The following is a 12,357-nucleotide window of genomic DNA, read 5'->3' as shown; positions in this document are numbered from 1 at the left end:
CCTGGATCAGCGGCGAATGACGCCGACGCTCAAACCCTCAATCACCAGTTCCTGTTCTTTCAGGTCGACTTCGATGGGGGCGAATTCGGGGTTTTCGGCAAGCAGCCAGACCTTGCTGCCTTCACGCTTGAAGCGTTTGACGGTCACTTCGTCGCCGATGCGGGCGACGACAATCTGGCCGTTGCGGGCTTCGCGGCAGGTGTGAACTGCCAGCAGGTCGCCGTCGAAGATGCCGACGTCCTTCATGCTCATGCCGTGTACGCGCAGCAAATAGTCGGCCTGGGGGTGGAAGAAGGCGGGGTTGATATTGCAGGATTGCTCAATGTGCTGTTCGGCAAGAATCGGCGCACCGGCAGCAACCCGGCCAATGATAGGCAGGCCGCTTTCTTCTGCCTTGGTTTCCAGGCCGGGAATGCGTATGCCACGGGAGGCGCCCGGGGTCATCTCGATTGCGCCCTTGCGGGCGAGGGCCTTGAGGTGCTCCTCGGCGGCGTTGGGCGATTTGAAGCCCAGCTCCTGAGCGATCTCGGCGCGTGTCGGCGGGAAGCCGTTGTCTTCGAGGCAGCGCTTGATGAACGCGAGAATTTCGGCTTGGCGTGGCGTCAGTTTCGACATGGTGAGCGCTCTGTCTTTTTGTACAGTGACTGGGATTATATACAGTACTGGATGCGCTGCAAGCCAAAAGGCGCATTAAACCTGAACGCTGGCACTTGCAGCACGCCGCCTGGGGCTTTTAAATGGCGACCGCCCGGTCACCGAGCCTTGACAGAAGCAGGACTGAAACGTATGTTTCAAACACCTGTTTGTCTGGCGGAGTACGCGGAGTAGTCATGGCCCAATCGGAAACCGTTGAACGCATTCTCGATGCTGCCGAGCAGCTGTTCGCGGAAAGGGGGTTTGCCGAAACCTCATTGCGGCTGATTACCAGCAAGGCCGGGGTGAACCTGGCGGCCGTCAACTATCATTTCGGCTCCAAGAAAGCGTTGATCCAGGCGGTGTTCTCGCGCTTCCTCGGGCCGTTCTGCGCCAGCCTGGAGCGCGAGCTGGAGCGTCGCCAGGCCAAGCCGGAGCACAAGCCCAGCCTCGAAGAGCTGCTGGAGATGCTGGTGGAGCAGGCGTTGGTCGTGCAACCTCGCAGCAACAACGATCTGTCGATCTTCATGCGCCTGCTGGGCCTGGCATTCAGCCAGAGCCAAGGCCACCTGCGGCGTTACCTGGAAGACATGTACGGCAAGGTGTTCCGCCGCTACATGCTGCTGGTCAACGAGGCTGCGCCGCGTATTCCACCACTGGAACTGTTCTGGCGCGTGCACTTCATGCTCGGCGCCGCCGCCTTCAGCATGTCCGGCATCAAGGCGCTGCGTGCGATCGCCGAGACTGACTTTGGCATCAACACCTCGATCGAGCAGGTGATGCGCCTGATGGTACCGTTCCTGGCTGCAGGCATGCGTGCCCACAGCGGCGTCACCGACGAAGCCATGGCCACGGCGCAGCTGCGACCACGCAGCAAAGCTACCGCTATTACCGCCAAGGCCTGAAGGCTGGGCGGGGCAGGGCGCTTCGGCTAAGCTAGCGCCATGCCCGATCTCGACCTGCTGCACATTTCCCTTGCCGACCAATGCCTGTATGGCTTTGCCCGTGGCCAGCTGCGCGTGCGCGTGCCGGTTTCCACGTCGCGCAACGGTGCGGGCGAGCGCCACGGTTCGGGTTGCACACCGCGTGGCCTGCATCAAGTGCGGGCAAAAATTGGCGCGGGCCTGCCGCTTGCTGCAGTGCTGGTCGGGCGGCGCTGGGCGGGTGAGGTGTGGTCGCCGGTATTGCACGCGCAATACCCGGGCCGTGACTGGATACTCACCCGCATCCTCTGGCTCAGCGGCTGTGAGCCGGGGCTTAACCGCCTGGGCGCGGTCGACACCTTCCGCCGCTACATCTACCTGCACGGCACCCCGGATACGGAACCCATGGGCGTAGCGTTGTCCCATGGCTGCATACGCCTGCGCAACACTGACTTGCTAAGCCTGTTCGAGCGGGTGCCGGCCCATTGCCCGGTGCGTATCGAACAGGCCGCCTGCCCCCAGTGGGCCTCTCTTTGTCTTCAATGAAGGATTACCCATGACCGTCAGCCTGCAAGGCTCCCTGATGGTGGATATCGCCGGTAAATGGCTGACCGCCGAAGACCGTCACTTGCTGCGCCAACCCGAAGTGGCCGGCCTGATCATTTTTGCCCGCAACATCGACAGCCCGCGCCAGGTGCGTGAGCTGTGCGCATCGATCCGCGCCATACGCCCTGACCTTATTCTGGCGGTAGACCAGGAGGGCGGCCGCGTGCAGCGCCTGCGCCAGGGTTTCGTGCGCCTGCCAGCCATGCGTGCGCTGGCCGACAATGACAACGCCGAGTACCTGGCGGAGCAGTGCGGTTGGCTGATGGCGACCGAGGTGCTGGCGGTTGGCCTGGACCTCAGCTTTGCACCCGTGCTGGACCTGGACCACCAGCGCAGCGCCGTGGTCGGCAGCCGTGCCTTCGAGGGCGACCCCCTGCGTGCCACGCAACTTGCGGGGGCGTTCATCCGCGGTATGAATGCGGCGGGCATGGCTGCCTGTGGCAAGCACTTCCCCGGCCATGGCTGGGCCGAGGCTGACTCGCATGTGGCCATTCCCACCGATGAGCGCAGCCTTGAGCAATTACGCCAGGCCGACCTGGTGCCGTTCACGCGCCTGAGCGGCCAGCTGGCGGCGGTGATGCCGGCGCATGTCATCTACCCGCAGGTTGACAACCAGCCAGCCGGTTTTTCGCGGCGCTGGCTGCAGGACATCCTTCGCGGCGAGCTGGGCTTTGACGGGGTGATCTTCAGTGATGACTTGTCGATGGCCGGTGCGCATGTGGTGGGTGATGCGGCCAGCCGTATCGAGGCAGCGTTGAGCGCCGGCTGTGACATGGGCCTGGTGTGCAATGACCGGGCGGCAGCGGAGCTGGCACTGAGTGCGGCGCAACGTATGAAGGTCAAGCCATCGCCGCGGATTGCGCGGATGCGCGGGCAAGGGTTTGCGCGGACCGATTATCGCCAGCAGCCGCGCTGGCTGGAGGCGTTGGGGGCGTTGAAGGAAGCTCAGCTGGTCGATTGACTGCCTCGGCCGCTTCGCGGGCATGCCCGCTCCCACAGGTACTGCGCATGCCAGATAGCGGTGCGGTCATTGTGGGAGCGGGTTCACCCGCGAAGAGGCCAGCTTGGGCAGTGAAAGTTGATGGTTTACCGCCCACGCTTGCCTGGCAATGGCGCAAACAGTGCCTCGATTTCTTCATCGCCCATGCGCCATTGCCCAGCCTGCCCGCCATCCAGCAAGCTGGCTGCCAATGCCGCTTTCTCCTGCTGCAACATCTGGATCTTCTCTTCCACCGTACCCCGGGTAATCAGCTTGAACACGAACACTGGCTTGTCCTGGCCAATCCGGTACGCCCGGTCGGTGGCCTGGTTTTCGCTGGCCGGGTTCCACCAGGGGTCGTAGTGGATCACCGTGTCTGCGGCCGTCAGGTTCAAGCCCACCCCGCCTGCCTTCAAGCTGATCAGGAACACTTCGCTGTCACCCTGCTGGAACTGCCGCACTGGCGTGCGCCGGTCGCGCGTGTCGCCGGTCAGCAAGCTATAGCGGATCTTGCGTTTCTGCAGCTCCTGCTCGATAAGTGCCAGCATCGAGGTGAACTGCGAGAACAGCAGTACCCGGCGCCCTTCGCTGAGCAGCTCCTCGAGCATTTCCAGCAGCGCGCCCAGCTTGCCCTTGTCGGCCTGGTTCCCATGGCTTTCCACCCCTTTTACCAGGCGCAGGTCGCAGCACACCTGGCGCAGCTTGAGCAGGGCGTCGAGGATGACGATCTGGCTGCGCGCGGCGCCATTGCGAGCGATTTCGTCGCGGACTTTCTGGTCCATGGCCACTCGCACGGCCTCGTAGGTGTCGCGCTGGGCGTCGCTGAGCTCGACCCAGTGCACCATCTCGGTCTTGGCGGGCAACTCGGTGGCCACCTGCTCCTTGGTGCGGCGCAGCAGGAAGGGGCGAATACGCGTGACCAGGTGGGCCAGGCGCTCAGCGTCGCCATGGCGCTCTATCGGGACGCGGTAGTCCTGGTTGAACCGTTTGAGGTCGCCCAGCCAGCCGGGCATGAGGAAGTGGAAGATCGACCACAGCTCGCCCAGGTTGTTTTCCATCGGCGTGCCGGTGAGGCACAGGCGCTGGCCGGCCTGTAGCTCGCAGACGGCGAGGGCGGCCTTGCTGGTGCTGCTCTTGATGTTCTGTGCCTCGTCCAGCACCAGCATGTGCCAGGCTTGGGCGCGCAGGTGTTCCAGGTCGCGTGGCATCAGGGCGTAAGTGGTCAGGACCAGGTCGTATTCGTGCAATCGGGTGAAATGCTTGCTGCGCCCTGGGCCATGCAGTGCCAGTACGCGCAGGTCAGGGGCGAAACGCTGGGCTTCGTCCAACCAGTTGGGTATCAGGCTGGTGGGCATGACCGCCAGGGCCGGTGCGCCCAAGCGCCCGGAGTCCTTTTCCAGCAGCAGGTGCGCCAGGGTCTGCAGGGTCTTGCCCAGGCCCATGTCGTCGCCGAGGATGCCGCCGGTACCCATCCCGCGCAGTGCCTGCAGCCAGTTCAGGCCCTGCTGCTGATACGGCCGCAAGTTGGCCCGCAGCCCGGCGGGGGGTGGCACTTGCAGCTCGCGGGCATCGCGCAGGCGGCGGCCCAGATCGCGAACGTGCTCGCCCCCTTCCCAGTGCAAGGGCAGGCCCTCGATTTCGTTCAGGCGCGCGGCGTCGGCGCGCTCCATGCGCAGGCTCGGGCCAGCGGTGTCTTCGTGCAGGTACAGCTCACCCAGGGTGCCCATCACGGCCTTGATGCGGCCGTAGGGCAGGGCCACGCGCAATGCCGGTGTGTCCAGGCGGCCGCGGTTGAGGTCGATCAGCAGGTGTTCATCGTCACTGCGCCGGGCCAGTTCGCTGGGGCGCAGCAGCTCTGGGCTGCTGCGCAGCAGTTGCAACACGATGGGCAACAGGCTGTGACGCTGGCCATCGACCACAATGCCCAGCTCCAGGTCGAACCATTCATGGCCGGGCGCCTCGTCGATGGTCGCATACCAGTCGTCCACCTCCTGCAAGTTGAAGGCGAAATCGCGGTGTATGTCGATGTTCCAGCCAGCTTCGCGCAGGCGTGGCAGACCTTCGCGTGCAAAGCGCAGCCAGGCTTCGTCGTCGGGCAACTGATACATTTCGCCGGCACTGTCGGGCAGCGCCTTGCTCTGCCGAGTGGCGGGTTTGAAGCCCAGGTCGCGTAACGCATTGCGCAGGGCTAGCTCGGCTTGCGGCTGTCGGCGAATTCGCTGGCTGGTGCTGCCCGCCAGTCGGGTCAGCGGCTTCTCGTCGGTGCCGCTGACCTGCAAACCGTCATAGTTGAATGCCAATGCGGCGCGGTGTTGCATTTGCCGTTGCATGCGACCGGTTTTCGGCATGTAGGCGGTGTATTCAAGGCTGCCGAGCGCAAGAATGGCCTTGGGCTGGATGTGATCGAGCAACTGCTCCTGCACTGGCGTCGGCGTCGGCACCTTGTGGCTGAGGGCATTGAGTTTATGGCTGAGGGGTACGACCAGGTGCTCGGGTACATCCGGGGCAATAGTCAGCTGCACGGCGACATGCGGATCCAGGCTGTGCTCAACCTTGCCCACTTCACTGGTCAGCAGATCGAAGTAGTAAAGTGGCAGCAGCGGGATGACGCAGCGCAGCATTTCCTCGCCGCTGTACCACAGTCCCCGGTAGTTTCCGTTGTCCAGGCGTACCCAGCGGAACTCGGCATGGCGCACCGGGCCTTGATGAAGCGGTGGGAAGCCGACATCGTAAAACATGCGCCCGGTTTCGAGTGCGCGCTGGAACAACTCGCCACCTTCCTGGCCCTTCAGTTTATAGCCGCGGTCCTGGCCGCCGCCCTGATTCAGGGCCGAGAGCAGGCGCAGAATGCGGGTGTCTTCCTCCGTCACGAAGCGCGGTGGCTCGTAGAGAAAGTCGTACAGTGACTGGACGCGGCTGAAGCGTATGCCGTCCTCGGTTCGTGTGCCCTTGCGTACCAGCAGGGCGCAGCCGGCATCATCGGTGAGGTCGAGCTGGTAGCACACCATGCGTCCGCGTTTGTCTTCGGCTGCGTTGGGCTTGGGCGGGGCCTGCTCCAGGCCGCTCAACCAGTGCTGCAGTTCCGCGGACAACGTTGCCGGGTCGGCTTGCGTGGCCTCATGATTGGACCAAGGGTCGCTTATGCAGAACAGTGCAGCGGCGCAATGCTTGCAGTTTTGCCCTACAGGGCAATCGCATTCACCGTGCACATGGCAACGGCCGCCGGCTACGTGCAACTCGATGCTTTGCCGATAGTGGTTGTCGCCACTCCCTTGGCAATTGGCCGTGATGGTCGGCCCATAGAAGCCTTCCAGTTCGACCCTGCCTTCCTCGGCATAGCGCTCACCGCGTTGCAGGGCAGCTTTGCTGAACGATTGGGTCCAGTTCGGATAAGCGTTCACCATCTCGGCGGCATCTTGCTTCATCGGATTACTGCTCCATCATCTCCGGGTCCATCACCGGCATTTTCGGCGTACCCGGTGGTGTCACCTTCAGCAGCACCGCCAGGTGCCCGCCGTCGAGGAAGGTCAGCTGGCCGGCCTTGACGTTGCTGTTGTTCTGCCTGAACTGCTCGCTTTGCAGCACGCTGCCGTTGCCGTCCAGCTGGTTGACCCAGAAGTTGGCCTCGACCGAGATGAAGCGGCCTTGCGCGATGCTCAGGTTGCCTTCGATAGGGAAGTGGCCGAACTGTTCGGCGCCTTCGCCCAGGGCAATGCGGCCAGGTTCGCTGCCGACCTGCTGCTGCCAGGCCTTGTGCATCAATACGGTGTAGTCGGCGGTGGCTTCCAGGCGGGTGGCTTCGTCTTCCAGCGCCAGTGGGCGCTCTGCGTCTTTTGCCAGGCGTGGGGCGCCAGCGCTCCAGTCTTCCGGGGCGAACGGGCTGGTGAAGGCGGGCACGCTGTTCTGCCGCACCAGAATCATTTCTACCTGATACAGGCCTTCGGCGAAGGCGGCTGGCGCGAACAGCGCCAGCAGCAGGGTCAGGCAACGGATGGCACGCATGGATCTTCCTTAGGCAGGCTGTGGGGTCAGGCGCTCGAACAGCGCCTCCAGGGTGTTGAAACGTTCGTCGGGGCGTTCCATCGGCACAAGGAAGCGGAACTGGGTAGCGCCTTCGAACTTGTAGCGTTTGGGCTGGCCCTGGATCAGCTTGATCAGGGTCAGCGGGTCGACCGGGGTTTCGGCTTCGAACTCGAGCTTGCCACCATTGGGGCCAGCATCGACTTTCTTGATGCCGAGCTTTTCCGCCTGCAGCTTGAGCGAAGTCAGGCGCATCAGGTTCTTGGTCGGTTCTGGCAGCAGACCGAAGCGGTCGATCATTTCCACTTGCAGGTCCTTGAGGCCTTCTTCGTCGGCGGCCGAAGCAATGCGCTTGTACAGGATCAGCCGTGCATGCACGTCAGGCAGGTAGTCCTCGGGGATCAGTGCGGGCAGGCGCAGGTTGATCTCCGGGCCGCCGCCAAGCGGTTGCTCCAGATTTGGCTGGGTACCCTTGCGGATCGCCTTGACCGCGCGTTCGAGCATTTCCATGTACAGGGTGAAGCCCACCGCCTGGATCTGACCGCTCTGGCCTTCGCCCAGCAGCTCGCCCGCACCGCGGATTTCCAGGTCGTTGGTGGCCAGCACAAAGCCAGCACCCAGGTCCTGGGTGTTGGCGATGGCTTCCAGGCGTTTTTCAGCGTCGGCGCTAACTTTCTGTCGGGTTGGGGTCAGCAGGTAGGCGTAGGCCTGGTGGTGGCTACGGCCGACCCGGCCACGCAGCTGGTGCAGCTGGGCCAGGCCAAACTTGTCGGCGCGCTCGATGACGATGGTATTGGCGCTAGGCACGTCGATGCCGGTTTCGATGATGGTCGACGCCACCAGCACGTTGAAGCGCTTGTGGTAGAAATCGCTCATCACCTGTTCCAGCTCGCGTTCGCGCATTTGCCCGTGGCCGATGCCGATACGTGCCTCGGGCACCAGTTCGGCAAGGTCGGCGGCGCATTTTTCGATGGTTTTCACATCGTTGTGCAGGTAGTACACCTGGCCACCGCGCAGCAGTTCGCGCAGCAGTGCCTCCTTGACCGTGCTCTTGTTCTGCTCCATGACAAAGGTGCGCACCGACAGGCGGCGCGCTGGCGGCGTGGCGATGATCGACAGGTCGCGCATGCCGGCCACTGCCATGTTCAACGTGCGCGGGATCGGCGTAGCGGTCAGGGTGAGGATGTCGACCTCGCTGCGCAGTGCCTTGAGCTGCTCTTTCTGGCGTACACCAAAGCGGTGCTCTTCGTCGATGATGGCCAGGCCCAGGTCCTTGAAGCGCACATCGTCCTGCAGCAGCTTGTGGGTGCCGATGAGGATGTCGATCTTGCCTTCGGCCAGGTCGGCGGCGGCGGCGGCCACTTCCTTGGCCGACTTGAAGCGGCTCATGACCTCCACGGTCACCGGCCAGTCGGCAAAGCGGTCGCGGAAGCTGTTGTAGTGTTGCTGGGCGAGCAGGGTAGTGGGCACCAGCACGGCGACCTGGCGGCCACTGTGCACGGCGATGAACGCCGCCCGCATGGCCACTTCTGTCTTGCCGAAGCCGACGTCGCCACACACCAGGCGGTCCATTGGCTTGGGCGCGAGCATGTCAGCCCGCACCGCCTCGATGGCCGTTTGCTGGTCCGGGGTTTCTTCGAACGGGAAGCCGGCGCTGAACGTGGCGTAGTCGGCGGACGGGTCGGCAAACGCATACCCTTTGCGCGCGGCCCGGCGGGCATAGATGTCGAGCAGTTCGGCGGCCACGTCGCGCACCTGTTCGGCGGCCTTGCGCTTGGCCTTCTGCCAGGCTTCCGAGCCCAGCCGGTGCAGGGGTGCCAGGGCATCATCGCTGCCGGTATAGCGGGCGATCAGGTGCAGGTTGGCCACCGGCACGTACAGCTTGGCGTTCTCGGCGTATTCCAGGGTAAGGAATTCGGCAGCCTGGCCTTCGATTTCCAGGGTGGCCAGGCCCAGGTAGCGGCCCACGCCATGGTCGATGTGTACCACCGGTGCGCCTTCGCGCAGCTCGGTGAGGTTCTTGATGACCGCGTCGTTGGCGGTTTCGCCACGCTTGTCGCGGCGGCGGCGCTGCATCACGCGCTGGCCGAACAGCGGGCTTTCCGCGACCAGGGCCAGGCCTGGGTCGTCCAGCAGCAAGCCGTCATCCAGCGGGGCGATGGTGATCGCCAGGCGCTCGCTTCCGGTGATGAAGTCGGCCCAGCCGTCGACAGTGTGCGGCCGCAGTTTCAATCGTTCGAGCAGCTCCAGCAACACTTCGCGGCGGCCGGCCGATTCGGCGGTGAACAGCACGCGGCCGGGGAACTGGTCGAGGAAGTTGGCCAGCTCGGCCAGCGGCTGGTTGGCCTTGGCCTCGATCGCCAGGTTGGGCAGGGCGCGCGCCGGGAAGCGCTCGCGGCCCGCGCCCGGTTCGATGTCTTCGCTGCTGACCACCACTCGCGGCCACTGCTTGAGCCGGGCGAAGCAGTCCTCCACTGGCATGAACAGCTCGGCAGGCGGCAGCAGCGGCCGGCTGAGGTCGCCACGGCGGTCTTCATAACGGCCGCGCACGTCGTTCCAGAAGTGTTCGGCGGCCTGTTCCACGCCAGGCAGCGAAAACACCTGGGTGTCGGCCGGCAGGTAGTCGAACAGGGTGGACGTTTCTTCGAAGAACAACGGCAGGTAGTACTCGATGCCGGCCGGGATGATGCCGCTGGCCAGGTCCTGGAAGATCGCACTGCGGCGGAAATCGACGTCGAAGCGTTCACGGAAGCGTGCCTTGAAGCGGGTCACTTCCTCTTTTTGCATCGGAAATTCGCGTGCCGGCAGCAGGCGCACCGAATCCACCTTGTCGATCGAGCGCTGGGTCTCGGGGTCGAAGGTGCGCAGTGTCTCGATCTCGTCATCGAACAGGTCGATGCGGTAGGGCAGCTTGCTGCCCATCGGGAACAGGTCGATCAGCGCGCCGCGCACGGCGAACTCGCCATGCTCGTAGACGGTGTCGACGCAACGATAGCCACTGGCCTCCAGGCGTGTGCGCATCTGCTCCACGTCGATGGTCTGGCCCACGTCCAGCACCAGGCTGCTGCCCAGCAGGAAGCGGGTGGGCGCCAGGCGGTGCAGGGCGGTGGTGACCGGCACCACGAGGATGCCATGGCTCAGTTCCGGCAGGCGGTACAGGCTTGCGATGCGCTGGGAAATGATGTCCTGGTGTGGCGAGAACAGGTCGTAGGGCAGGGTTTCCCAGTCGGGGAATGGCAGCACCGGCAGGTCCGGGGCGAAGAAGCGCAGCTCCTGCTCCAGACGGTCGGCGGCCTGGCTGTCGGCTGTCAGCAGCAGGGTGAAGCGGCCAGCGTTGCTGGCGGCCTCGGCGATGGCAAGGCTGAGGGCGGCACCGGGCAGGTTACCCCAGGTTTGTTTGCCGGCCGTGGCCGACATGTGCGGTAGGCGCAGAACTGACACGGGAGATTGCACTCCAAGCGTTGCGGCAAAGACACCGATTGTACCGGTGACCGTGCCGGCTGTCAGGCTCGAAAGGGCGTGAACGCTGGCTTGCGTGACTGCGACAGGCGCTCATTGCCGGTTCCGCGTCGGGGCGTCATAATGTAGCCCCTTTTTTCTGTCCCTACATGTGGAAGGTTCCCGTGACTCAGAAGCCCGACCAGTGTCTTGGTGAGTGGATTGATCGTGAAGCTCTGGCTGAAGCGATGATCCCGCTTATCGGTCAGCTCTACCGCAACAACAACGTGGTGAGCTCGATTTATGGCCGTAGCCTGATCAACCGTTCGGTTATCTCGATCCTCAAGGCGCACCGCTTTGCGCGTCATCGTCAAGCCGACGAAACCGAGCTGTCCGTCCACGAGACATTCCCCCTGCTCAAGGCCATGAGCGAGCTGAAACTGGGCGCCGCTTCGGTCGACCTGGGCAAGCTGGCCAACAAATTCAAGCAGGAAGGCAATGGCCGTACTGCCGAGCAGTTCGTCCGTGAAGAACTGGCCGACGTGGTTGGCCAGCAGAACGTTTCGGCGCGCAAAGGCACCGACGTTGTCCTGTACGGCTTCGGCCGCATCGGCCGCCTGCTGGCGCGTATCCTGATCGAGAAGACCGGTGGTGGCGACGGCCTGCGCCTGCGCGCCATTGTCGTGCGCAAAGGCGCCGAGAACGACCTGGTCAAGCGTGCCAGCCTGCTGCGTCGTGACTCGGTTCACGGCCCGTTCGACGGCACCATCACCATCGACGAAGCCAACAACACCATCACTGCCAACGGCAACCTGATCCAGGTTATCTACGCCAAGAGCCCGAGCGAAGTCGACTACACCCAGTACGGCATCGAAAACGCGTTGATCGTCGACAACACCGGGGTATGGCGTGATGCCGACGGCCTGGGCCAGCACCTGGCCTGCCCGGGCGCTGCCCGCGTGATCCTCACCGCACCTGGCAAGGGCGCGCTGAAGAACATCGTGCACGGCATCAACCACGGTGACATTGCTGCCGATGACAAGATCATCTCGGCGGCCTCCTGCACCACCAACGCCATCGTGCCGGTGCTCAAGGCTGTCAACGACAAGTACGGCATCGTCAACGGCCACGTCGAAACCGTTCACTCGTTCACCAACGACCAGAACCTGATCGACAACTTCCACAAGGGCAGCCGCCGTGGTCGTGCCGCGCCGCTGAACATGGTCATCACCGAAACCGGCGCAGCCACTGCTGCCGCCAAGGCGCTGCCAGTGCTGAAGGGCAAGCTGACCGGCAACGCCATTCGCGTACCGACGCCGAACGTTTCGATGGCCATCCTGAACCTGAACCTGGAAAAGGCCACCAACCGCGACGAAATCAACGAGTACCTGCGCCAGACCGCCATGCACTCGGAACTGCACAAGCAGATCGACTACGTCAGCTCGCAGGAAGTGGTTTCGACCGACTTCGTTGGCTCGCGCCACGCCGGTGTCGTTGACGCTGAAGCCACCATCGCCAACGACAACCGCGTTGTCCTGTACGTCTGGTACGACAACGAATTCGGTTACAGCTGCCAGGTGGTTCGCGTGATGGAAGACATGGCCGGTGTGAACCCGCCAGCGTTTCCACGCTGATTCGCTTGTAAGGCAATGAAAAAACGGGAACCTTCGGGTTCCCCTTTTTTTTGCTTGCCGTGGGTCGTGTGGTGCCTGTGAGATCGAGCGCCGCGCGGGCGGCGCTCGATATGCGCCATACCCC

At 63.7% G+C, this 12,357-nt stretch carries 8 protein-coding genes; 4 read left to right on the top strand and 4 right to left on the bottom strand.

Annotation, left to right across the window (positions count from 1 at the left end):
• Positions 1-6: 6 nt before the first annotated feature.
• Positions 7-615 carry a transcriptional repressor LexA gene (gene lexA / locus J3A71_RS20855; protein WP_209953188.1) on the bottom strand — a complete coding sequence of 203 codons (609 nt, stop codon included), beginning with the start codon at positions 613-615 and terminating at the stop codon, positions 7-9.
• Between the two features lie 215 nt (positions 616-830).
• On the opposite strand from lexA, the gene J3A71_RS20850 reads away from it, so the two are divergent.
• From J3A71_RS20850 to nagZ, 3 genes are read left to right on the top strand one after another with little or no spacing between them, the layout of a single operon-like run.
• Positions 831-1,538 (top strand): TetR/AcrR family transcriptional regulator, encoded by a 708-nt coding sequence (locus J3A71_RS20850; RefSeq protein ID WP_060518379.1) that lies wholly within the window; start codon positions 831-833, stop codon positions 1,536-1,538.
• Between the two features lie 39 nt (positions 1,539-1,577).
• Positions 1,578-2,102, top strand: coding sequence for a L,D-transpeptidase (locus J3A71_RS20845; RefSeq protein WP_016485645.1), 525 nt, complete (start codon positions 1,578-1,580; stop codon positions 2,100-2,102).
• A 22-nt stretch (positions 2,103-2,124) separates the two neighbouring features.
• Positions 2,125-3,123, top strand: a complete 999-nt coding sequence (gene nagZ, locus J3A71_RS20840) for a beta-N-acetylhexosaminidase (protein ID WP_172455937.1) — start codon at positions 2,125-2,127, stop codon at positions 3,121-3,123.
• 125 nt (positions 3,124-3,248) lie between these two features.
• On the opposite strand, the gene J3A71_RS20835 is transcribed toward nagZ, so the two are convergent.
• Genes J3A71_RS20835 through mfd form a run of 3 tightly spaced genes read right to left on the bottom strand, consistent with a single transcriptional unit; the run spans position 3,249 to position 10,602 of the window.
• Positions 3,249-6,566, bottom strand: coding sequence for a DEAD/DEAH box helicase (locus J3A71_RS20835; RefSeq protein ID WP_096425809.1), 3,318 nt, complete (start codon positions 6,564-6,566; stop codon positions 3,249-3,251).
• 4 nt (positions 6,567-6,570) lie between these two features.
• Positions 6,571-7,143, bottom strand: coding sequence for a CsiV family protein (locus J3A71_RS20830; RefSeq protein WP_016485648.1), 573 nt, complete (start codon positions 7,141-7,143; stop codon positions 6,571-6,573).
• A 9-nt stretch (positions 7,144-7,152) separates the two neighbouring features.
• Complete coding sequence (mfd, locus tag J3A71_RS20825) at positions 7,153-10,602, bottom strand: transcription-repair coupling factor (RefSeq protein ID WP_031311939.1); 3,450 nt, start codon at positions 10,600-10,602, stop codon at positions 7,153-7,155.
• A 167-nt stretch (positions 10,603-10,769) separates the two neighbouring features.
• Between mfd and J3A71_RS20820 the strand changes: the two genes are divergently transcribed.
• Complete coding sequence (locus J3A71_RS20820) at positions 10,770-12,233, top strand: glyceraldehyde-3-phosphate dehydrogenase (protein ID WP_209953186.1); 1,464 nt, start codon at positions 10,770-10,772, stop codon at positions 12,231-12,233.
• Positions 12,234-12,357: the final 124 nt, after the last annotated feature.

This window comes from Pseudomonas sp. PvP089 (assembly GCF_017875165.1).
GTDB classification, from domain to species: domain Bacteria; phylum Pseudomonadota; class Gammaproteobacteria; order Pseudomonadales; family Pseudomonadaceae; genus Aquipseudomonas; species Aquipseudomonas fortuita.
Note: the sequence above shows the minus strand (reverse complement) of the source record. Positions and strands in the feature narration are given on the sequence as shown.

Coding starts and splice junctions, on each gene's coding strand:
- J3A71_RS20835 (WP_096425809.1), bottom strand. CDS start 6,566: ATGAAGCAAGATGCCGCCGAGATGGTGAACGCTTATCCGAACTGGACC.
- lexA (WP_209953188.1), bottom strand. CDS start 615: ATGTCGAAACTGACGCCACGCCAAGCCGAAATTCTCGCGTTCATCAAG.
- J3A71_RS20845 (WP_016485645.1), top strand. CDS start 1,578: ATGCCCGATCTCGACCTGCTGCACATTTCCCTTGCCGACCAATGCCTG.
- J3A71_RS20850 (WP_060518379.1), top strand. CDS start 831: ATGGCCCAATCGGAAACCGTTGAACGCATTCTCGATGCTGCCGAGCAG.
- J3A71_RS20830 (WP_016485648.1), bottom strand. CDS start 7,143: ATGCGTGCCATCCGTTGCCTGACCCTGCTGCTGGCGCTGTTCGCGCCA.
- J3A71_RS20820 (WP_209953186.1), top strand. CDS start 10,770: ATGTGGAAGGTTCCCGTGACTCAGAAGCCCGACCAGTGTCTTGGTGAG.